This is a genomic window from Anaerotignum neopropionicum, from assembly GCF_001571775.1.
Classification (GTDB): domain Bacteria; phylum Bacillota; class Clostridia; order Lachnospirales; family Anaerotignaceae; genus Chakrabartyella; species Chakrabartyella neopropionicum.
Genome location: NZ_LRVM01000017.1, coordinates 1 through 22,765, shown reverse-complemented (window position 1 = coordinate 22,765; position 22,765 = coordinate 1). Strand labels below are relative to the sequence as shown.

Genomic DNA, 22,765 nt, shown 5'->3' with positions numbered 1-22,765 from the left:
TTATTTCCATTAACAAAAATGACACAGCACCCATCTTCGAAGTATCCGACTTGGGTATCGTTGGTGACGTTAAGGTTATCCTGCCTAAATTGGCTGATGCAATTAGAAAATATAAAACAGCAAAGGCGAATAACTAAGGCTGGTTCGTTGATTGATTTCGTTTGTTCAATACAAATGACTAGGGGGGAGTTGTTAAAATGAGCAATTGTTCAGTTTTTTTTCCTGGCTATACAGCCGGTGAGGATGCTTATAGTGAAATTGAAGCCATATGCTTGCCTTATGGAACGAAGGCGGTAGTAATTGGCGGCAAAACAGCCATGGAAAAAACGAGAGATTATTTGCTGGAAGCAACACAGAAAAGCTCCGTTAAGATTATGGATTTTATTTGGTATAAAGGAGAGGCGGCTTTTGAGTACGCCGAAGAATTACAGCAATTAGAGGTAGTAAAAGAAGCGGATATGATTTTTTGCGTAGGCGGCGGCAAGGCGATTGACTGTGCCAAGCTGGTTGCGGATCATTTGAAAAAACCGTATTTTACTTTTCCCACTATTGCATCCACCTGTGCTTGTATTTCAGCCCTAGGGATTTATTATAACACAAACCATGTATTTCGTGATTTCTTTCGTGTGGAAAGGCCTCCCGTTCATGTGTTTATTTCAACAAGAGTTATTGCTGAGGCTCCCGAGGTGTATCTTTGGGCGGGCATTGGTGACGGCATGAGCAAAGAAGCGGAAGTGAAATTTTCTGCAAGAGGAAAGGAAACGGAATTAACCTTATCCGAACAAGCAGGGGTTGCCATGAGTAGCTGCTGTACCGAGCCTTTGTTAAAGTATGGGCTTCAAGCCATGGAGGATTGCAGGCGAAACCGCCCTTCTCAGGCAATTGAGCAGGTTGCGTTGGATATTTTTATTAATACAGGCATGGTATCCAATATGGTGGATTCTCATAAATATAATACGAATCTGGCCCATGCCCTCTTTAACAGTATGACTATGCTGCATCAGGTGGAAGAACGGCATCGTCATGGCGAGGTTGTTTCCTATGGCACGCTGGTTTTACTCACATTAGATAAGCAGTATGATTTGCTGGAACGGTTTTTTGAGTTCTATAAGGGGATGAATTTGCCCACTAGGCTGGCTGATATAGAGGTTAGCGTTGAAGAATTGGATCCCGTTTTAGAGGCTGCGGTGAAGAAGTATGATTTGGATTATATCCCTTACGAAATCACGCCGGATATGATTAGGGCAGCTATTATGGAGCTGGAGGAGTTTAATCTCAGAAAAATTGCATAAATTGTAAAGCAAGTGTTTGGGCGTTGCCCAAACTACTTCTTTTTTGAAAAAAGCAAGACCAAAAACTTTTCTGAACCCGCATTTTATGCGGGTTCAGATAGGTCAAGGATGAAATCCTTGTGGGTGTTTGAGGGCAAAGCCCTCAAGGTTTTGATTTTGTATCCAGACAGACTTGTATTTTATGAGGGTTTTGTTAGTTGTTTGAGGGCAAAGCCCTCAAGGTTTTGATTTTGTATCCAGGCAGACCTATATTTTGTGAGGGTTTTGGTGGGTGGTTGAGGGCAAAGCCCTCAAGGTTTGACTCTATATTTGTTTATGGCAGAGGATGCTTATCCTTTGCCGTTCTTTTTTTTCTCAAACTTGACAGTCTTGGGATATACTCATATACTTGTGAGGAGAAAAACAGACTTAAGGAGTGCGTTGAATGGGATATTTTCCAAGGATAGGCATGCGAATGATAAAAACAGCTATTGCTGTAGGAATTTGTTTTTTAATTAGTATTTTATTGGGCGGAAACGGAAAGCCGATTTTTTCTGCAATTGCGGCCATCATTTGTATGCAGCCTTATGTGGAGCATAGCGTTGAGGTGGCTTTTAACCGTACCATAGGAACGGTGATTGGGGCGATTTTTGGATTGCTTGCCGGGTTTTTGAGCCTATATATTCCAAGGGAATATGAATATTTGCAATATGTCATTATTTCATTCACCATAATCCCGGTTTTATATACAACGGTTTTGTTAAAAAAGCCCGGTGCCTCAGCTTTGGCTGGCGTGGTTTTGCTGAGTATCACCCTATCCAGCGGCGATGCAACACCACTGATGAACGCTTTGAATCGTTCTCTGGAAACTATTGAGGGCATTCTGGTTTCCTTGGGTGTCAATATGGTGCATTTGCCAAGGAGAAGAGAGAAGGACTTCCTTTTTGTAACGGGCTTTGATGGTGCAATTTATGATGAAAAAGTAGGGATTACCCCGTATTGCGTTTTTGAATTAAACCAGCTGCTGAAAAATGGAATGGCGTTTACCATTGCTACAGAGAGAACGCCGGCCTCCTTAATGGCGGATATTGGTATGCTGCACATGGAATTGCCCCTCATAGCCATGGATGGTGCGGTGCTTTATGATATGAAGGAAAGGCGGTACTTGGCCTGCCAAGGACTTTCCGCCGAGATGACCCTCAGAATTGAGGCGTTTTTGAATGAACTGAATTTGCACTATTTCTTAAATATTGTTTGGCAGGATGTTTTGCTCATTTATTACCATGATTTTAAAAATGCGGAGGAAGAAAAGCTGTATCAAAAGCTGCGCCTCTCTCCCCACAGAAATTATGTTTATGGCGAAAGACCCGAGGAGGGAGTCGTTGTTTATATTCTTTTGGTGGTAAAGGATGAGGTTGCCGATTTAGTGACAGAAAAATTAGTTGCAATGGATACGGAGAAGGAGCTTCTCTTTTTAAGGGATAAATCGGAAACACCGCCGGATTATTGCCATTTAAAAATATATCATAAAAACGCCACAAAGGAATATATGATGCACAGGCTTTTGGAAATGGTGCCGCAAAAAAAGACGGTTGTTTTTGGCAGCAATAAAAACGATGCGGCGATGATGAGAGCCGCTGATTTAGCCTTTGTAACGGTAAATGCTGATGCAGAAGCCTTGAAAGCGGCAAATTATCAGCTAAAAGGCAGCGGTGATAGTATTGTGCGTAAGATTTTTCATTTGTACGAGCCATTGCCTTGGCGGTCTTTGCCCAAGGAGTTAAGAGGGGAAAAAAAGAAAAAGGTGGACTAGAGATGCAGAAAAAATTACATGAGCTATCCAGGGCGGAACTTTTGCTGGGGGATGAGGGGTTGGAAAGGTTGAAAAATGCCAAGGTTGCCGTTTTTGGTATCGGCGGTGTTGGTTCCTTTGCTGTGGAGGCATTAGCAAGGGGCGGTGTTGGACATTTGACACTGATTGATGGTGATTGCGTGTCCCTGACTAATATTAACCGCCAGCTCATTGCTACGCAAACAACCATTGGTCAGCTGAAAACAGAGGTTATGAAGGAGCGGATACACGAAATTTTGCCCCAAACAAAGGTGGAAACCTATGGGGAATTTTTTACCGATAAAAATAGGAGCCTGATTGATTTTTCCGCCTATGATTATATTGTAGATGCCATCGATATGGTTACCTCAAAGCTTATTTTAATTGAGGAAGCGAAAAAAGGGAATGTGCCAGTCATCAGTTGTATGGGCACAGGCAATAAGCTGGATCCCTCTAAATTTGAGGTTGCGGATATTACAAAAACGTCGGTTTGTCCTTTGGCAAAAGTAATTCGAAAGGAACTAAAGGCTAGAGGAATTGGCGGCGTAAAGGTTGTATATTCAAAGGAATTACCAAGAAAGCCCGCGCAATCCCAAGAAAGTGGGAAAAGGCAGATACCAGGCAGCCTTTCCTTTGTACCTCCGGCGGCGGGCATGATTTTAGCAGGAGAGGTTATTTGTTATTTGGCGGGAATGGAGCGAGATTGATGAAAGATGCAAAAAAAAAGCGGAATTTTCCACAAAATAATCGAAAGAGTGGAGAAGAATATTAAAATAAAGCATAAATTCTTATATTTTTCTGAAACATTTTAAATTCCCTTGAAACGGCCGACATATTTGGATAAAATAAAAAAGAATAAGATTGACTAGAGAATAAGTTTGGCTAGAAAGGGAGGTGTTAAGGTGATAAATAGAATAAAGAGCGCAGTTTCTATTGTTTTGATTGCTGTGTTTTTTGCGTCGGGATGTGCCCCGAATCCAACCTCCAATGGTGCTACTGCGCCAGGTGAAAGTGTGGCAGAAAAATATGTTGCATTGGCGAGCTCCAAATTGGAAACGGCTTCAAGTTTTGCTGCTGACTTTTATGCAGAGGTTATAATGGGCGGTGAAAGCGAAAAAACAATTACCAGTGCAAAGGTTGAAATGATTTATGAACCATTGGCGGCGATGATTAAAACCCAGGATTTATATGGAGCAAATGCTTTGAACTCAGAAACTTATTTGGAGAAGGTAGATTCTGGCATAAATATGTATATGTTGTATGATGGACATTGGACAGAAATGACATTACAGGATAAAAATGCGAGGAAGTCCGTTGGCATGTATGATGCGGTAAAGGGGATGCAAATGCTGCTGGATTATGGCGGAAATTGGAAGCAAACCTCTGCGAAAGACGGTATTGTGACCATAAGCGGAGAGGTACCTGCGGAAATGGTTTATGAGGTATCCGAAGGCGGCAATTTTTTGCAGCTGGCGGGTATGAACGGTGTGGGCGAGAGTTATTATATGGGTGTGGAAGCAGTTCCCTTTGAAGTTCAGCTTAAGGAGGATGGTACACCGGTTTTGTTTTCCGTTGACTTTGCAAAAACGCTGGAAACTGTGATGAATTGTGTATTGCAGGAATTAAATGCAGACGAGGAGAACCTCATTTCGGTTGAGAAATATTATATCAAACAAACGATTTCAAACTTTGGCGAAGTAAAGCAAATAAAAATTCCTGTTGATGCAAGAAGTGCAATAAATTATGAAAAGGAAATATCCCTGCTGGAAAATAGCAATGTAAAGTAGTGAGAAGAACCCTTGGAACAAGGCAGTTTTATAAAAACCTACGGAGATATACTATTTTAGGACCTGTGTTTTTATAGGCGGCTGCAAATCCAAGGGTTTTTATTGTGGTATAATTATTTTTTGGATTGAAATAGGCAGTTTTCTTGCATGGTAGTTTTCTTATGCAGGGCTTGGATGGCAAAAATATAGAAATTAAGGGAAAAAAGCTGATATTTTTTGGGATTTTGCAAATTTTACTGTATTTTTTATAGGATAATGTTATAATAAAAAAGATTGACTTAAAAAAGGAGAGAATGGAATATGATCGCAGCACAGGGTGTCAGCCTTCAATATGGAGGCAGAGTGCTTTTTAAGGATGTAAATATTAATTTTACAAAGGGCAACTGCTATGGGCTCATTGGTGCAAATGGTGCCGGAAAGTCCACGTTTTTGAAAATTTTATCAGGTGAAATAGAGCCGAATAAGGGTTCCGTTTTCATTACCCCCGGGGAGAGAATGGCGGTTTTAAAGCAGGATCACTTTATGTTTGATGAGTTTGAGGTGGTTCAGGCGGTTTTATATGGTCATAAGAGATTGCATGAAATTATGAAGGCCAAGGAGGAACTTTACGCCAAAGAGGATTTTTCTGATGAGGATGGTATTAAGGTTTCCGAATTGGAGGGCGAGTTTGCAGAGCTGGATGGTTGGTCTGCGGAGTCTAATGCGGAGATTTTATTGAATGGCTTGGGAATCACCAACGAATTCCATTATTTAAAGATGAAGGAATTAACAGGTACGCAAAAGGTGAAGGTGCTTTTGGCGCAGGCGATATTTGGCAATCCCGATATTTTGCTTTTGGATGAGCCTACAAACCACTTGGATATTCATGCCATTCGCTGGTTGGAAGAATTCTTGTTGAATTTTGAAAATACTGTTATCGTTGTATCCCATGATAGACATTTCTTGAATAAGGTGTGTACCAACATTGCGGATATTGATTACGGCAAAATTACCATGTACGTTGGAAACTATGATTTCTGGTATAGCTTTACCCAAATGACCCAGCGTCAGTTGAAGGATCAAAATAAGCGTACAGAGCAAAAGATGAAGGAGCTGCAAGATTTTATTCAGCGCTTCAGTGCCAATGCCTCTAAGGCAAAGCAGGCAACCAGCAGAAAAAAATTATTGGATAACCTGCAAATGGATACCATTAAGCCCTCTAGCAGACGCTATCCCTTCTGTAGCTTTAAGCAGGACAGAGAAGTGGGAAATGACGTTCTTTTGGTTGAAAATATTTCGAAAACCATTGATGGGAAAAAGATTTTGGATAATGTGAGCTTTATGATTCGCCCCAATGAGAAAGTGGCTTTTGTTGGCAAGGACGAAATTGCAAGAACCACGTTATTCCAGATTTTGATGGGCGAAATGGAGCCGGATGAAGGGAAATTCAAATGGGGTATTACCACCAAAACTGCGTATTTCCCCAAGGACAATTCCCAGTATTTTGAAGGAAGCAAGGAATCTTTGATTGAATGGTTAAGACCCTTTGCAAAAGAAGGCGAGCAGTATGATGCGGACATTCGTGGATGGTTGGGACGTATGCTCTTTAGCGGGGAAGAAGCGTTAAAGTCAGCAAATGTTCTTTCCGGTGGGGAAAAAGTGCGTTGTATGCTTTGCAAAATGATGATTTGGGGTGCGAACGTCATGATTATGGACGAGCCTACAAATCATTTGGATTTGGAATCCATTACGGCATTAAATGAAGGCTTATCGGAATATAAGGGTACGTTGCTTTTTGATTCCCATGACCATCAGTTTGTGCAGACCATTGCAGATAGAATCATTGAAATTCTGCCCGGCGGCATCATTGATAGACAGATGAGCTACGATGAATATTTGGAGGACGAGGAAATTGAGAATTTGCGCTTGAAGCTGGCTGAGGAGGCGTAAGAAATGATAAACGGCAAGATTGATTTCAGAAGTGACACGGTTACCGTGCCCACAGAGGAAATGAGAAAGGCTATGTACCAGGCTGTAGTAGGGGATGACGTATACGGCGATGATGAAACCGTAAATGAGTTGGAGCGATTGACAGCACAGCGATTTGGAAAAGAGGCAGGGCTTTTTGTTCCTACAGGAACAATGAGTAACCAACTGGCATTGTTTACCCATGTGCAAAGAGGGGAAGAGGTCATTCTCCCAGATAACTGCCATATCATTGTGCATGAAGCCGGAGCGGCAGCAATTATTGCAGCTGCGCAACTGCGCTCTATTCCTAATATAGGAGGGGAAATGCCCCTGGATTTGGTTAAGCAGTATATCAGAAAAGACCCTAACGATATTCATCAGCCAAGAACCGCGTTAATCACTTATGAAAATGCGGATTCCGACGGTCAGGTTCGCTCTGTGAAGTACATGAAGGAAATCAAGGAGGTTGCCGTTAGGTATAATTTACCCGTACATGTGGATGGTGCCCGTATTTTTAATGCAGCCACATATCTGAATGTGGATGTCAAGGAAATGGCACAATATGCAGATACCATTTCCATTTGCCTCTCGAAGGGACTTTGTGCACCTGTTGGCTCTGTTTTGGTTGGAAGCAAGGAGTTTATTGCTTTGGCAAGAAGGAAACGCAAAATCCTTGGCGGTGGTATGCGCCAGGTGGGTATTTTAGCGGCAGCCGGTATTCTTGCATTGCAGGAAATGCCCCAAAGATTACAGGCAGACCATGACAATGCAAAATATTTGGCAACACGCTTGAAGGAAGTAAAGGGCTTAGAGGTTTATGAAGAGCGTCAGCAGATTAATATGGTGTTTTTCCGTTTAAAGAATTATCCATTGGATTCTGCGGCATTGGTGCGTTACATGGCAGTCAATGGTGTGCGGATCAATGGGGAGGATAACGGTATGATGCGTTTTGTGACCCACTACTATGTTTCTCAAAAAGAGATTGATCAGGTTGTGCAGTTATTGAAAGATGCAAAGTAAAGAAAGACTGCCCCTGTGTTTTTGGGGCAGTTTTTTTATCAGCGTTTGGAAGCTTCACGTCATATATGAAGATGGCCGGCTTTAGGTTTTTGAAATACCGTTCATTAAGAGAATGCTTTTGAAATGACTTTGTGAAGCATAAAGAATGGAATGATCGGAATCATTTCCGGTCATTCCATGAATGAAAAATATTTTTAAAAGGTTTTTTCGCATTGTACAAATGATGTAGGGGTAGCTTGGGGGGGACTGAAAGATGTGGAAGATTTTTTTGGCTTTAACCGTGGGATTTTTGATTGGCTTTTTTGGCTTCCTCAAGGAGAAGCAAATAAAAATAAATAGCCGTTTGCAAACCTTGTGGCTTTTGCTTTTGATTTTTTGCATGGGTGTAAGCATCGGGCGAAACGGTGAGGTTATAAGAAGTCTACCTGTTTTAGGTGGAAAGGCATTCCTATTTGCCGTTTTGGCTGTCATCGGTAGTATTCTTTTTGTATTTGTTCTAAGCAAACTATTTCTGGAAAAGGAGGAGAAAAAGTGAGCCTTGCTATTTTCGTGATTTTAGTATTAGGAATTCTTGCGGGAATTTACATGCCTGTAGGAATTTCATCTGTTTTGGATCAGGCCTCGTCCATGATGCTGTTGATATTATTGTTTTCCGTGGGTATCGAATTAGGTTTAAATCGACAGGTTTTTGCACAGGTTCGCAAATTGGGCTTTCGAATTTTGCTCATTCCTCTTGGGGTGATTTTAGGTTCCCTATTCGGCGGAGCGATTGGGGCAATCATTACCCAGATGCAGCTGAAGGAGGGGCTTGCCATTGTTTCTGGTTTGGGATGGTACAGCTTATCGGGGATTTTATTGACAAATGCAGGCAATCCCATTGGCGGAACGATTTCTTTTTTATCCAATGTTTTTCGAGAGATGATTACTTTTATTGCAATTCCTTTTTTGGTGAAATACTTGAATTCTTACAGCGCCATTGCGCCGGCAGGAGCAACAGCAATGGATACTACACTGGGAATGATTAGTAAGCATACAGACGGAAAAACAGCGGTAATTGCCTTTACCAGTGGTGTAATTTGCACACTTATTGTACCTGTTTTAATACCATTGTTCCTCTAAAGGGAAAGAAATTTACAAAATTCCCTTGACTTTTGTGGTGGGATATATTATTATTACTTAGCAAGTTTGCGATATGCGGATGTGGCGGAATTGGCAGACGCGCTAGATTCAGGTTCTAGTCGGGGTTTCCCGGTGCAGGTTCAAGTCCTGTCATCCGCAGCAAAAGATTAGGTCAAAATAGATGCACCCTGCTTTTTAACAAGAAAGCGGGGTGTTTCTCGTTTTTGGTCGAAATCAGTCCGGTAAACAATTTAATAAAACCAATACCCTAAGACGATCCCTTAAGCTGATGATGGATCGGTCTGCCGCAGAGAGAGGGCAAGCCCCCTACGGAGACTGTGTAAGCAGGCTGGACGTTTAGTTCAATTCTCATCACCTTTACCAAGGTTAGCAGGCTGAAATGGATGCAGAATTGTATTTGTTTTAGCCTGATTCTTTATGTTATACTTAAAGAATATATTCGGACTTCAGATGATTAATGTTTTTTAGCAGAGTAAGGAGGACATACTATTAAAAATAAAAAAATTAAAATATTTAAAAATATCTGTATAACATTAATTATAATGATTTTGGTAGGTTTGTTCTTTCCAACTTGGACTCCTAGAATTGCTGGAGAAAACAGTATTAGTGAACTTGGAAAAATCGAAATTAACGGGACAAAGCTAGCTGTTATGATAAGAGGTTATCAAAAGGATAACCCTATTGTCATAGTTGTACATGGCGGTCCATGCTGTTCAGAAATTCCTTATATAAGAAAGTACCAAGAGAGTTTGGAAAAGGAATTTACTATCGTACATTACGATCAAAGAGGTAGTGGTAAATCTTATAACTTCTTTGAAGATTATTCAAGTTTATCTCCTTCTTTATTAGTAGAAGATTTAATTGAATTATCCTCGTTGATTTCTAAGAGATTTGATAACCAAAAAATCATTCTGATGGGACATTCTTTTGGAACCTACATTTCTATGCAAGCTATTGCAAAAGAGCCTCAAATATACGAAGCTTACATTGGTATTGGACAGGTGGCAGATAAAATTATTAGTGAAACAGATAATCTATATTACTGCATTGAACAAGCAAAACTTCAAAATAATCAGTCGGATGTATCTTATTTAGAAAGTTTGCAGGCATCTATTGTGGCAGGTGAAATCATTACGCCACGAGATTATGTTAGAAAATATGGTGGTGCAGCACGTCAAATAAATGAAACCAAAGATATGATGGAAGGCATATTATTTAATCCAGAATACAACTTATTGGATGCGTTTCGATATTCTTTAGGTGTAATAAGGTTTCAAGATGGATTAATGAAAAATCAATCAGAAATTCCAATAACCCATTTGGTACAAAACGTGGATATACCAATTTATTTTGTTATGGGAAAGTATGACCATATGACCTCGACAAGTGCAGCTAAAGAATACTTTGATGTGATTGACGCGCTACAGAAAGAATTCATAATTTATAAAAACTCCGCACATTATCCGCAGTTAGAAGAAAAAGAAACCTTTTATCAATGGATGTGTGACATATTCGTCAAATGAGTATTAATCAGAATCTGCATCTATTTTGTAATGATGAAATATATTAAAGTCATGTATGAGCATTTCACCTCATATATGACTTTTTGTTTTTTTGTGATATTATATTATAAAGATTATATTCAGTCCTTGAGGGATTACGTAAAATGGATGAATGGTTACGTCATAGAATAAGGTGCATGTGTTGAAAACATGTGAAAACTAGAGTAGCGCCGTATACGGAACCGTAGGTACGGTGCTGTGAATCATGAAAAATGGAGGGGATAGGAATGCTGAAACATTGGAACGTTGGGATACTTCTTTTTAACGAGGTTGAGGTTTTGGATTTTGCGGGGCCGTTCGAAGTGTTTTCAATTGCTACGGCTGCAAATAGCAAGCAAAAGCTGTTTACGGTAAATACAGTTGCTCAAACGAAGGATCTAATCGTAGCGCGCAATGGATTGAAAATCCAACCGGATTATGATTTTTACAGCAGTTCCCATTTTGATGTGGTAATCATCCCAGGTGGATATGGGGCGGAAGAAATTGAAATTCATAATAAAATACTTTTGCATTGGATTAAGGATAGGGCGCAGGAGTCTTCTTTCGTTGCAGCTGTATGTACGGGAGCCTTTTTATTGGCTGAGGTTGGCTTGTTAGACGGCAAAAAAGCAACGACACACTGGATGGATATAGACAGATTAGAAAGAGAATATCCTAGTATTAGAGTACAGAGAGATGTTAAGTTTGTAGATGAAAATACAATTATTACATCTGGTGGTATTTCGGCAGGAATAAATATGTCTTTTTATCTTCTTAAAAAACTTGTAGGGGAAGAAATTGCCAGTACTACAGCGAAGAGAATGGAGTATGACATAGATATCCACAATATATAAAAAGCCCTCAATACGCATTTACAGAAAAGAATAGTAAAAATTTTAGTGCAAAAACATGAAGATATTCGGAATTGACAACGCATGTACAAAAAAAGTCATGTAGGGGGATTTGAATTGATACAAGGTTTTTTATTTTATCTTATTTATGATAAAATAAAGTAAATTATTGATAAAACGCTCAGGAGGTGTGGATTTGAAAGAGACCAATATGACAGTTGTTAAATTGAGTGCCTTTGTGATCGTCATTGTTGTTGCTTTTATTGTATTCTATCAATTGTCCCGTGAATCAACGCATATAATTAAATCTGAGGAAATTACAATAGAGGCTGCTTTAAAAGAAATGCCCATTATCAACATAAGTCCTGAAGAAACAGCCTTTATGCAAAACCTTAGACAAAATCCAGATGTAGAAGCAGCTTTGGAAAGGGAACAAATTACTGAATTATCCACTGAAAAAGGAGCCGAGCTTGCGGCAGGAATACTGCCGGATGATATTAAAATCAGTGAGCTTTCAGTGATAAACCAAAGCGTGGTTTTTAGCTATTTTATAAATGATTATCAGGTGTTCCTTGAGATTTTCCCAGATAACAAGATTCGTAAAACCATTGGAGTATTTGCAAAGAATGGTAATGTTAAGACAGTATATGAGAATCTTGACAATATAACATTTAAAAAAAGTAAATTTTAAGCTATGGTATTAATTAAGTAAGGCAATAGTCTTTATTTTAATGTTCGTTCTTACGGAACGAGTTTATGTGCATAGTCCCTTGGCATAGATCATTTCTTTATTTCCAAATAAGAGGATTTTCAAAATTTACAGACGGGGCAAAAAAGGGTATATCTTCTGACAACAGAAGGGATACCCCTTTTTATTCACATAAAGTGTGTCTGTTTTAGACCATTGCAATTCTCAATGAAGCGTGTAAGTCACACCCTCATTATTTGTAATCCGTGATGCCCAGTCGATTACCAAAAGGATCTTCAAATTCAACTGCCATGCCGGTTCGAATAGAAAATGGTTTGGTCAAGAAATGAATCCCCTTTGCCATCATGTTTTTATATTCCGTTTCAACATCATTCACAACGAACCAAATCGTAGGTTTCATATCCTGAAATTTTTTTTTGTCTTTTAAAATTATGGCGGGTTCTTGCGTTCCAACGTTGAAAGCGATCATTCCGTTTAATGAGTAATCAAATTTGACGGCAAGTCCAAGCACATTTTCATAGAAATTTTTTGCGGAAGGCAGGTCGTCAACAGGCAGGAAAAAATTATCATAGTTATTCATAAATACACCTCGTTCTTTACATATCATCAATTTTGTTTTGCCAGGCAGGCAGCTTTGCCATCATTGATTTAGCCGCTTCCCTTGCGGGTTGTTCTTTTATGCCTTGCGTTTTAATGATAAATTCCGTCATGGAATTCAACTTTTCACGGTAGGACTGCATGCTTCCGTCCTCGCGCATACAGAACTTGCAATAATTTTTCGTAATGTCGCCACAGGCGAAATCTTCCTTAGCGTTCATTGGCATACCACAGGCAATGCATTTTATCATTTTATCTGCCCCCTCAATATTATGTTGATTTTATGAATAGTAAGTAGTTTGCTAATAATTCAGGCCCATAGGCCTTAATGATGGAACCATTTTGTTGAAACAAATCGCCATTACTTAAATAATAATGAATCATGCCCATCCATGCATTAAATAGCATATGAAGCGGCATATTTTTAATTTTTCCTTGTTGTATCTCTTTTTCCGCCGCTAGACCTATGTGAAAGGAGATGGTGGACTGAATGACAATATACGTATTTTTTGCGCTTTCAGGAAGCAATCGCCTTTCGATAATGAGATGGGTGTAAAAGTCCTCAAAATCTAAAATACCGTTTAGGTGTGCCTGTAAAATATCTGGAAGGCTTTGCTTTTTTGAAACTTCATCATGTAAACGAGTGCAAAGCCTATTGCCAAATTCTTCTATGGCGGACGTCATTAAATCATCCATCGTGGGGAAATGTGCAAACAAACTCCCATGAGATATATTGGCGGCTGTTGCAATGTCTAGGGTTCTGGTTTTGACGAAACCATTATGACCAAATTTCTTTATTGCCGTATCTAAGATGTGTTTTCTTGTAAGCTCTTTTTGAATTTTTCGTTTTGATTCAGCCATTTTGAAGTACGACCTCGCAGTATAATGAGTTTATACTCAGTGAGTATAAACTCATTATACCTCTTTTGCTTTATTTGTCAATATAAACTTTTATTTTTCAAAGCTGCTTATCGTTTCAATATTTTATTTTCCATGGTAAAGGATGTGATATTAAAAATGTTAGCATCTGCTTGCGTTATTTTTATGAAAAATAAGAATTGTTATGGGTTATATTTAGACGCTATTGGGGTACTGCTTGAAATTTAGGTCTTTTCATGCGTATAATTATGTGATAACTTAAGGGTGACTGTAAATTTTTGGGATGGATAAAGGGTGACTGGAAAATTCTTTGGAGGGCTTAATTATGGAAAACAAAGAAAAGGTGAGATATTTTTATGAGCAGATTACGTCTAATCATTGTATCAGCGAGGTTTGTGACTATGTATCAAATGCTTGCACAATTCGCCTTGGTGAAAAAAGTATTCCTGTTGGCGTTGATGGAATGAAGCAGCACATGATGGAAGTAAGAAAGACATATCCCGATTTGAAAATGATAATTATCAACCAATATTGTGATGGTGACTATGTTATTTCCGAATTTATTATGGAAGGTACACATAAGGGTGAATGGTTAGGGATGAAGCCCTCCGGCAAATTAATAAAGATTAGCGGCGTTAATATTGATAAAATGGCAGATGGTAAAATTATTGAGCATGGGGGAGCGGCAAATACTTTTGATGCTTTGTTTGAGGCAGGGATCATTCAGCCTACGCCATAAAAAAGCAATGATAATCAGAAATTTTTAGGCGGCTTTTTTTCATAAATTACAAGATTCATCGTGGGACGAAGGCACCGCAATTACCAGGAAGCAAATAACTATGTGCTATTGATATACATTGAGGTGAGTAAAATGCTGACACAAGAGCCAACAAAGGAAATGCTTGAAGAATGGAAGGCTGTTTGGGTGCGATATAAAGATAAGCTAAAGCCAAACAGAAGGTCGGGCGAGGAGCTACTAGGTTATTTGCAAAAAAAATATGTTTTAACTGAAATACACGAAAAAAGGGCCGCAGATGCAGTTATCGCAAATGTAACAATGAATGAGCCTTATGGGGAGAAGTTACCTATGGGTGCAGTTTGCCAGCCGAAAACATTTTTTCTTGAAAATGTTGGGGAGGGTAAGATTTTTTACAGAAGCGAGGATAAAGCAGCCCATATTTGGGGTGAGGAAGTCACCTCCATATTTGTGGGAATAGATATGGTGACGGGATTTTTTATGGTAGAAGGTAGTGAATTGCTTTGGGATGAAATATGCGCTTTTTGTGGTTTGGATGAAAAAGACCTTCAAAACTATGCTATTGTTGGTGAATACATCGCCTGTTTAAAAAGATTTCATTTGTTACAGGATGTTGTATTGGAATAAAAGCAGCATAAGCTGCAGTACTTGGTTTAAAGCATGATTATTCTGCGTAAGGAAAGCGGGAGAAAGACAAAAAATTATTGAAGGAGGAATAGAACTATTATGATGCCTTATAAAGTAATTAATGAAAGCAAATGGAAAAGGTCTTTGCACTGTCAGATTTTTAGAAACTGCGTAGAACCCTCCTATTGTGTGACCTTTGAAGTGGATGTCACTCTTTTTTTAATTAAAATACGGGAGGCAAAGCTTTCGTTTACATTGTCTTTGGTTTTTGCTGTTTCAAAATGTGCAAATGAAATTGAAGAATTTAGGTATCGTTTTTTGGATGGACAGGTTGTGCTTTTTGATCGAATTGATACGGCGTTTACCTATTTGGATCAAGATACGGAGCTGTTTAAGGTGGTTAATGTAAAAATGCAGGATACATTAGAGGGCTATGTTTCTGATGCAGCAAAAAAGGCAGCCGAGCAAAAAGCTTATTTTACAGGGCCGTTGGGCAATGATGTGTTTCAATTTTCGCCCATGCCGTGGGTTTCTTATACCCATATTTCACATACAAACTCCGGCAAAAAGGATAACGCCACGCCCTTGTTTGATTGGGGGAAATATTTTGAAAGAGATGGGAGAATGCTGCTCCCTTTTTCGGTGCAGGTGCATCATTCCTTTGTGGACGGTGTACATATTGGCAAGCTGGCGAATTCCTTGCAAAAATATTTGAATGAATTCTAGACCTTAAACGTTATAAATAAAATAAATTGTTAAGCATGTTATTTTTTTCCTATTGCGTGGTATACTTAATGCATAGCTTATGAAAAAATGAAAATTTTAAGGAGAAAAAACATGAGAATACCAAAGCATATTGGCATAATACCCGATGGTAATCGCCGCTGGGCGGTAGAAAATGGTTTGGAGAAAAAGGATGGATACCAAAGTGGGTTAAACCCAGGCTTAGAGCTATACAAGCATTGTAAAGAAATGGGTGTGCAGGAAATCACATATTATGGATTTACCATTGACAATACAAAACGTCCCACGGAGCAAAGAATTTCTTTTACAAATGCTTGCGTAGAGGCGGTGGAGCTTTTATCAAAGCAGGATGCAGAGCTGCTTGTTTTGGGGAATGCGAATTCCAAGATGTTTCCTGAAGAGCTAAAGCCCTATACAACGAGAAAGAGCTTTGGAAAGGGCGGCATGAGAATCAATTTTTTGGTAAATTACAGCTGGGAATGGGATACCGGATATGTAAAAAATGAGTTGCGGGGGCCTTTGCAATCCCAAGATGTTTCTCGGGTGGACCTAGTGATTCGATGGGGCGGCAGGAAGCGCTTATCGGGATTTTTGCCGTTGCAATCTGTTTATGCGGATTTTTATTTTCTGGATGACTTTTGGCCGGATTACAAGAAAGATCATTTGGCGGAAGCAATCCGTTGGTATAATAAGCAGGAAATCACGTTAGGTGGTTAAAATTCGGCATTGTCCCAGCGGCAGGATATGTTTTTTATATTAGAATATAACAGGAATTTTACAAAATCATTTAGAAAAGGCAGGTGGGGTCACTTCAATGGCCAACACCTGCCTTTTTATATAACTTAGTATTATAAGGTTTCGAACTCGTCTAAGAGCTCTTTAAATAAGGAAAGGGCTTTTTGAATGGGTTCTGCAGTGGACAGGTCAACCCCCGCACCCTTTAACAAGTCGATGGAATATTCGCTGTTTCCTTTGGAGAGAAAATCCAGATATGCATCAATGGCAGGCTTTCCTTCTGCAAGAATTTTGCGGGAAAGAGCGATGGCGGCGCTGTAGCCCGTTGCGTATTGGTAAACGTAAAAAGCATTATAAAAATGGGGGATTCTTGCCCATTCAATATCAATTTCTTCATCAATCACGATGTTTTCGCCAAAATACTGCTTGTTCAAATCACGATAAATGCGGTTCAAGCATTCCCAGGTCAAAGGCTCGCCTTGCTGAACCATTGCATGGGTGATTTTTTCAAACTCTGCAAACATTGTTTGACGGAATAAAGTGCCACGGAACTGTTCTAAGAAATAATTGATTAGATACTTCCGCATCTTTTTATCTTCCGTTGCATTTAAAAGGTGCTCCATGAGCAGTGCTTCGTTGCAGGTGGAGGCAACCTCGGCAACAAAAATTTTGTGCCCGCTGTAAAGATAGTGCTGCTTTTCCCAAGAAAAGTGACTATGCAGTGCATGTCCCATTTCGTGAGCTAAGGTAAACATACTGTTGATGGTATCATTATGGTTTAGCAAAACAAAAGGATGTACACCATAGCTGCCCCAGGAATAGGCGCCGCCGCGCTTTCCTTTGTTTTCATATACATCAATCCAACCGCTGTTCATCCCCATGTTTAAGGCTTTGATATAGTCTTCTCCTAAAACCTCTAGGGCTTTTGCAACTGTTTTTTTTGCTTCATTATAAGGGATTTTGACGTCAGCTTCGGAAACCAGGGGTACATAAAGGTCATACATATGAAGCTCGTCTACCCCCAATTCTTTTTTGCGGATATCAACGTATCTGTGCAGAAGGGGCAGATTTTCATGCACCGTTTCAATGAGGGTGTCATATACCGAAAGAGGAATGTTATCATCGGAAAGGGCCATTTCCATTGCGGAATTGTACTGCCTTGCTTTTGCAAAAAAGACATCGCTTTTTACGGACGCACTGTAGGTTGCTGCAAGGGTATTTTTTTGGCTGAGATAGACGCTGTACAGGGCTTGAAAGGCTTCCTTTCTTACGCTGCGCTTTGGACTTTCCAAAAAAGTTACATAGCGACCCTTAGTCAATTCTGTTTGGTTTCCGTTTGCATCGGTAATCATGGGGAAGCGAATATCCGCATCATTTAGCATAGTAAAAATAGTTTGGGGTGCGCCGCCCAATTCCGATGTTTTCGCCAAAAGCTCCTCTTGGGCGGGGGAGAGGGTATGTTCCTTTTGTCTTAGGAGAGAATGAAAATAGTGGTCGTAAATTTTAAACTCTGAGGCAAGCTCCTTGCGAAAGGCGGTGAGCTTTTCCGCTGGTATACTGATAATTTCTGGTGAGATAAAGGAAACCATTGCGGAATACCGGATCAAAAGCATTTCTGCCCGGGCTGCCATGCCTTGATAAAAGGCGTCGGTGCTATCCTCGTGCAGGCGCATGTTTGCGTAGGTATAAAGCTGGTCTAAGGTGAGGGAAAATTCACTGCCTTTTGTTAAGCAATCCAAAAGGGTTTGGGCAGAGTCTGCCAAATGACCGGAAAATGAACTCATTTCGGGGAGTTTTTCTTCTAAGGTGCCAAAGGTTTCTTCCCACTGGGAATCCTGAGTATAATAATCCTCAATGTGCCATTTATATTCAGGGCTTGCATCTTTTCTTTCGGGTAAAACATGATTCATGGTATCATCCTTTCTCAAAGGGAATATGAATAATATATTTAAAGAAATTTCCAAATTTATTTTTTCTGTGATAGTATACCACTTTTTTGTTGGGTTATGAAGGAAAAGAGAAGATTTTCTTGCTACCGATAAAAAATCATAGTATGATAGCAAAAGAGGTGAGAAGGATGAAGAATGGTTTGAAGGTACTGATCGTTGCCTCTGAGGCAGCACCCTTTATTAAAAGCGGTGGTTTGGGTGATGTTGTGGGTTCGCTGCCGAAGGCTTTGCAGGAACAAGGCGTGGATGTTCGTGTTGTCATTCCACGGCATATGTCTGTAAAGAGCAGTGAAATGCACGACGTGAAATACCTTGGTGAATTTGATGTGCACTTATTTTGGCGTATTCAAAGGGCAAAGGTGTTGGTAAAGCCCCAAGAGGTACCCATTTATTTTATAGAGAACGATTTTTATTTTGGCAGAGGGGGCCTATATGGCTACGGCGATGATAATGAACGGTTTGCTTTTTTTGGAAAAGCTGTGCTGGACATGATGGCTATGCTGGATTTTTATCCTGATGTGCTCCACTGCAACGATTGGCAGACGGGGCCAATTTGTATGTATCTAAAAGAAATTTATAGCAAGATGGTTTATTATTCAAGGATTAAAACCCTCTTTACCATTCATAATTTGCAGTATCAGGGGAATTTTGATAAGAGCACCATGGAAATTATCGGTGTGCCCTATTATTGTTATGAAAATGGAAGTGTGGAATTTTATAATAATGTGAGCTTCATGAAAATGGGGCTAAATTATGCGGACAGAATTTCTACGGTAAGTGAAACCTATGCAAAAGAAATTCAAACCTGGGAATATGGCTATGGCATGGATGGAATATTGCGTAGCCGCCAGGAGGTTTTAAGCGGAATTGTCAATGGGATTGATTATCTGGCGAATAACCCTGAAACGGACAGCCGCATTGTCTGCAATTACAATGCCGACCAATTGGAAGGGAAGGCGGAAAACAAGAGGGATCTGCAAGAATGCTTGGGCCTTGAAAAACGGGATGTTCCCATTATTTCTATGATTACCCGTCTGGCAGACCAGAAGGGGCTGGATATTTTATCCTATGTGTTCCATGAGATGATGCAACGGGATGTGCAATTTGTTTTGCTTGGAACAGGAGAAACAAGGTTCGAATACTTTTTCAGAGAAATGGCAAAGCGCTATCCGGGTAGAGCCAGCTTGAATATTTTCTTCGATGAAACCTTAGCACAGCAGATTTATGCAGGGTCTGATCTGTTTTTGATGCCTTCCAGATTTGAACCCTGTGGCCTCGGGCAACTGTTTAGCCTGCGCTATGGCACTGTGCCTATTGTAAGAAAGACCGGAGGACTGGCGGATACCATATTTCAGTATCATTCGGAAACGAAAGAGGGTAATGGCTTTCTATTTGAATCCTACGATGGCGGTGGTATTCTTTGGGCATTGGATCAGGCGCTTCAAGTTTATTACAAGGGCAAGGATGAATGGAATCATGTTGTGAAAAATGCCATGAACAGTAATTATTCATGGGCGAATTCAGCTTCCAAATATATTAAGCTTTATGAAATATTGAAAAAAGAAGGAACACCAGTGGAATAGTGTAGGAGAAAAGCCTCTGTAAGTAAGAAATACATGCCAAGAGAGTTTACTTGACACGGATTTCTTTTTATAAGGCTTTTTATTTTTTTTTGTTTGCATAAAGGGAGAATTTTTTAAAAATAAGAAAAACCATTTTTATGTCTGAAAAAGTATGAAGTTTTCATTGGTAAAAATTGAAAATCAAGGCGAGATATAGTATGATAAAGATTATGGTATAAAATTGTTCGTTTGAAAGGAGTAGTCTATGGGAAAGCGCCAAAAGGAGCAGAAAACGAAAGACAAAGGACTGATTGCACTGCTGAGTGCGCTGATTGTGGTTGGTGCGTTGGCGGGCTTTGTTTACATAGACACATTTTATGGAGCGGCACGGCTTCAGAGCTACTTCTCCAGTGTTTTTCAAAGTGTTTCCCAGGGAGAGCGGGCAGAGGATGTTGTAGAATCCCAAGAAAAAATGGCCATAGATGAGAGCGGCCGCACAGTATTTGTAACCTTTGGTGAGAGCTTTTTACTTTGCACCAAGGATGGTGTGAAATTTTTCAACGAAATGGGCGATCGCAAGTGGAACGATACCTTTAATATGACTGTGCCGCAGATGGTTTCTGAGGGAAAGTTTGTGGCAGTTGGAGATATAAGTGGGAAAACAGTTCGTGTTTACGGGGAAAACGGTCTGCTGTATTCGGTACAAACGGATGGAGATTTGGTGCAGTTTGCTTTAAACATAAATGGATATTTATCTGTCATTTCAAAGGGAGAAAGTGCATATTCTATTCAGATCTATAATGCGGGAGGAACGCTGCTAAAGGGGCGAGTGGAGGAAAGCGATGGGGTATTTCCTCTGGCAAGTGATGTGTCGGATGATAATAAAGCCTTTGCGGTAAGCTATTTAGATACTACCGATATAGAACCCATTGGGCGAGTTTTGTTTTTCTACATCAATCCCAATGATAGCGAAAATTACACAGACAGCATGTTTGCGGGGGTGGAGAAGAGTGACGAGATGATTCCTATGATTGGTTTTATGCAGGGAGGATTGCTGACCGCTGTTTCAGATCTTGCCATATATGGAATTTCCTCCGCTGGGCAGGAGGTATGGAAATATCCGCTGGAGAACAGGCTGCAGCAGGTTTCTTTATCAAATAAAAGCAATGTTGTTCTTGCATTAGGCGATGGGATAGCAAATAAAGATGGACGAGAAGAAGGAACCATTTGCTGGATTGATAATAGCGGGAAGGAAAGTGCTTCTTATCAAGGGGGCGGAGAGATAGATTATTTGCAGTCATCGGCGCAAGGTGTAATCATTGGTGTGGATAAGGTGTATTCTGGGCTGAAAAATAGTGGTAAACTGGCGTGGAGCTACCGGGCAACCACGGATGTGCGGGATATTTTGCCTATGGGAAGCCTGGAACGGGTAATGCTCGTAACGAAAAATCAGGCAATGATTACGGCAATGAAAGGAAGTCAAACGGGAAATCCCGTTGTATTGGAGAAAACGGAAAGCGAGCATGAGGTGGTTGGAGGAATGGCGGGAACGGAAGAAACCTTGCCGGAGGAAGAACCGTCTTCTGAAGAAGGCCAAAACACAAACGAGGAAGAGCCTCAGCCGTAAACAAGGAATAAGGACGGAATGATTTTCTAGGAAGAAGGAATGTTTATGGAGCATATGCCATTGATTTTGGATGGAGTAGTGATCCTATGGATTATAGGTTGCGCTATCAATGGATATCGTAAGGGTTTTGTTTTAGAGGCGTTAAGTTTTTTGCCCATGTTGGCGGCTTTGGTGGCTGTAAAATTTCTTACGCCGGTGGTGGGGAAGCTGTTGCGGCAGACCCCCTTTTTTGGCTCCTTAGCCAAATCCATCGGAAACGCCTTGCAGTTGGATACAGCCTTGAGTAACGCAGCTATGCACACGCAAACGGAAATGATTCAAAATATGCAGCTGCCCACTTTTATGAAGGATGCACTGCTGGAAAACAATAATCCCGTGGTCTATAAATTGTTAAATGTGGATGGAATAAAGGATTATATTTCTGGTTTCTTAGCGAATGTTTGTGTGAATATTGTGAGTGTAATTTTGGTTTTTGTTGTTGTTTTAATTATTGCAAGGCTGCTTTTGAAAGCACTGAATTTGGTAAGCAAGCTGCCGATTTTGAATTTTTTCAATCGTTTTAGCGGTATGCTGGTTGGGGGAGCAAAAGGTGTTTTTTGGATTTGGCTGATTGCAATCGGAATGACCTTCTTGCAGTGCTATGCAAAATTTCAACCGATTTTTTCTGCGATGAATCAATCTGTTGTGGCGTTGTTTTTATATGAAAATAATATTTTGCTATATTTAATTCTAACAATTTTTAATTAGAAAACCCTTGTATTTCATGGTTTTATTAATCAGATTAAAAAAATACAAAAAGTTGTTGACAAAGAAGATCATACATGATAGTATGTTTAGGCGGTCGCAAAAAGGCCGAAATTGTAAAAACAAAACTGCACCTTGAAAACTGAATACAAGAAAAAAGAGTCAATCGAGAAAAAAGTAAATTTTTCTTTAGAAATAATAAGGTTGTTTTTTCATTGCAATGCAATGAAAACCGATTTTTACTTTGATTTCATACTGCTTCCGCATTTTTTTAAAATGCAGGGTCGCAGCATTCAGAACATCAAAGAAAAAATCTAACCATGTAATAACGTTGACAGACGATGTCAACAAACCGTAGTATCGCTACTACGAAACATTCCAAAGAACAAGCTATAGATGATTGATTTGATGAAGTGATTGAAGTGAGAGAAAAAGGTTGTTTTTTCA

General features: G+C 39.9%; 22 protein-coding genes and 1 tRNA gene. 19 read left to right on the top strand and 4 right to left on the bottom strand.

The annotated features are described in order from the left end of the window. Positions 1-197 precede the first annotated feature (197 nt). From CLNEO_RS14845 to CLNEO_RS14785, 12 genes are all read left to right on the top strand, one after another. Positions 198-1,292, top strand: a complete 1,095-nt coding sequence (locus CLNEO_RS14845) for an iron-containing alcohol dehydrogenase family protein (RefSeq protein ID WP_066090978.1) — start codon at positions 198-200, stop codon at positions 1,290-1,292. Between the two features lie 424 nt (positions 1,293-1,716). Beyond that, positions 1,717-3,084 (top strand): HAD hydrolase family protein, encoded by a 1,368-nt coding sequence (locus CLNEO_RS14835; RefSeq protein WP_066090972.1) that lies wholly within the window; start codon positions 1,717-1,719, stop codon positions 3,082-3,084. A 2-nt stretch (positions 3,085-3,086) separates the two neighbouring features. Further along, positions 3,087-3,809 carry a tRNA threonylcarbamoyladenosine dehydratase gene (locus tag CLNEO_RS14830; RefSeq protein WP_066090969.1) on the top strand — a complete coding sequence of 241 codons (723 nt, stop codon included), beginning with the start codon at positions 3,087-3,089 and terminating at the stop codon, positions 3,807-3,809. Positions 3,810-4,004: 195 nt separating this feature from the next. Continuing rightward, positions 4,005-4,889: a hypothetical protein gene (locus tag CLNEO_RS14825; protein ID WP_066090966.1), complete on the top strand. Its 885-nt coding sequence runs from the start codon at positions 4,005-4,007 to the stop codon at positions 4,887-4,889. Between the two features lie 300 nt (positions 4,890-5,189). Next, positions 5,190-6,818, top strand: coding sequence for an ABC-F family ATP-binding cassette domain-containing protein (locus CLNEO_RS14820; RefSeq protein WP_066090963.1), 1,629 nt, complete (start codon positions 5,190-5,192; stop codon positions 6,816-6,818). Between the two features lie 3 nt (positions 6,819-6,821). Beyond that, the gene (gene ltaE, locus CLNEO_RS14815; protein ID WP_066090960.1) at positions 6,822-7,856 is read left to right on the top strand and encodes a low-specificity L-threonine aldolase; all 1,035 of its coding nucleotides are present in this window, start codon (positions 6,822-6,824) and stop codon (positions 7,854-7,856) included. Positions 7,857-8,109: 253 nt separating this feature from the next. Continuing rightward, on the top strand, positions 8,110-8,391 hold the full coding sequence (locus CLNEO_RS14810; protein ID WP_066090957.1) for a LysO family transporter: 282 nt from the start codon (positions 8,110-8,112) through the stop codon (positions 8,389-8,391). Further along, on the top strand, positions 8,388-8,975 hold the full coding sequence (locus tag CLNEO_RS14805) for a lysine exporter LysO family protein (RefSeq protein ID WP_083532065.1): 588 nt from the start codon (positions 8,388-8,390) through the stop codon (positions 8,973-8,975). Before CLNEO_RS14810 ends, CLNEO_RS14805 begins: the two co-directional genes overlap by 4 nt. Before the next feature lie 75 nt (positions 8,976-9,050). Further along, positions 9,051-9,134: transfer RNA gene (locus CLNEO_RS14800), tRNA-Leu, on the top strand. A gap of 404 nt (positions 9,135-9,538) precedes the next feature. Next, the gene (locus CLNEO_RS14795; RefSeq protein WP_066090954.1) at positions 9,539-10,519 is read left to right on the top strand and encodes an alpha/beta fold hydrolase; all 981 of its coding nucleotides are present in this window, start codon (positions 9,539-9,541) and stop codon (positions 10,517-10,519) included. 266 nt (positions 10,520-10,785) lie between these two features. Continuing rightward, on the top strand, positions 10,786-11,391 hold the full coding sequence (locus CLNEO_RS14790) for a DJ-1/PfpI family protein (protein WP_066090951.1): 606 nt from the start codon (positions 10,786-10,788) through the stop codon (positions 11,389-11,391). A 193-nt stretch (positions 11,392-11,584) separates the two neighbouring features. Beyond that, entirely contained in the window at positions 11,585-12,079 is a 495-nt protein-coding gene (locus tag CLNEO_RS14785) for a hypothetical protein (protein ID WP_066090948.1), read from the top strand. A 250-nt stretch (positions 12,080-12,329) separates the two neighbouring features. Here the strand turns inward: CLNEO_RS14785 and CLNEO_RS14780 are convergent, their stop codons facing one another. From CLNEO_RS14780 to CLNEO_RS14770, 3 genes are read right to left on the bottom strand one after another with little or no spacing between them, the layout of a single operon-like run. Then, positions 12,330-12,677: a VOC family protein gene (locus tag CLNEO_RS14780; protein ID WP_066090945.1), complete on the bottom strand. Its 348-nt coding sequence runs from the start codon at positions 12,675-12,677 to the stop codon at positions 12,330-12,332. A gap of 16 nt (positions 12,678-12,693) precedes the next feature. After that, positions 12,694-12,945, bottom strand: a complete 252-nt coding sequence (locus tag CLNEO_RS14775) for a zinc ribbon domain-containing protein (RefSeq protein WP_066090943.1) — start codon at positions 12,943-12,945, stop codon at positions 12,694-12,696. 19 nt (positions 12,946-12,964) lie between these two features. Next, positions 12,965-13,555, bottom strand: coding sequence for a TetR/AcrR family transcriptional regulator (locus CLNEO_RS14770; RefSeq protein WP_066090940.1), 591 nt, complete (start codon positions 13,553-13,555; stop codon positions 12,965-12,967). Positions 13,556-13,898: 343 nt separating this feature from the next. Between CLNEO_RS14770 and CLNEO_RS14765 the strand changes: the two genes are divergently transcribed. The 4 genes from CLNEO_RS14765 to CLNEO_RS14750 all read left to right on the top strand — a co-directional run bounded on the left by CLNEO_RS14765 (position 13,899) and on the right by CLNEO_RS14750 (position 16,418). Beyond that, positions 13,899-14,312, top strand: a complete 414-nt coding sequence (locus tag CLNEO_RS14765) for an ester cyclase (RefSeq protein ID WP_066090937.1) — start codon at positions 13,899-13,901, stop codon at positions 14,310-14,312. A 132-nt stretch (positions 14,313-14,444) separates the two neighbouring features. Further along, complete coding sequence (locus CLNEO_RS14760; RefSeq protein WP_066090934.1) at positions 14,445-14,957, top strand: hypothetical protein; 513 nt, start codon at positions 14,445-14,447, stop codon at positions 14,955-14,957. 99 nt (positions 14,958-15,056) lie between these two features. Next, positions 15,057-15,683, top strand: coding sequence for a CatA-like O-acetyltransferase (locus CLNEO_RS14755; RefSeq protein ID WP_066090931.1), 627 nt, complete (start codon positions 15,057-15,059; stop codon positions 15,681-15,683). Between the two features lie 111 nt (positions 15,684-15,794). Further along, positions 15,795-16,418 carry an undecaprenyl diphosphate synthase family protein gene (locus tag CLNEO_RS14750; protein WP_066090929.1) on the top strand — a complete coding sequence of 208 codons (624 nt, stop codon included), beginning with the start codon at positions 15,795-15,797 and terminating at the stop codon, positions 16,416-16,418. A gap of 131 nt (positions 16,419-16,549) precedes the next feature. Here CLNEO_RS14750 and pepF read toward each other — a convergent pair whose 3' ends face one another. After that, positions 16,550-18,346 (bottom strand): oligoendopeptidase F, encoded by a 1,797-nt coding sequence (pepF, locus tag CLNEO_RS14745; RefSeq protein ID WP_066090927.1) that lies wholly within the window; start codon positions 18,344-18,346, stop codon positions 16,550-16,552. A 167-nt stretch (positions 18,347-18,513) separates the two neighbouring features. On the opposite strand from pepF, the gene glgA reads away from it, so the two are divergent. From glgA to CLNEO_RS14730, 3 genes are all read left to right on the top strand, one after another. Continuing rightward, positions 18,514-19,968: a glycogen synthase GlgA gene (gene glgA, locus CLNEO_RS14740; RefSeq protein ID WP_066090924.1), complete on the top strand. Its 1,455-nt coding sequence runs from the start codon at positions 18,514-18,516 to the stop codon at positions 19,966-19,968. A gap of 244 nt (positions 19,969-20,212) precedes the next feature. Next, positions 20,213-21,574, top strand: coding sequence for a DUF5711 family protein (locus tag CLNEO_RS14735; protein ID WP_066090922.1), 1,362 nt, complete (start codon positions 20,213-20,215; stop codon positions 21,572-21,574). 45 nt (positions 21,575-21,619) lie between these two features. Then, on the top strand, positions 21,620-22,321 hold the full coding sequence (locus tag CLNEO_RS14730; RefSeq protein ID WP_157723611.1) for a CvpA family protein: 702 nt from the start codon (positions 21,620-21,622) through the stop codon (positions 22,319-22,321). The last annotated feature ends 444 nt before the right edge of the window (positions 22,322-22,765 follow it).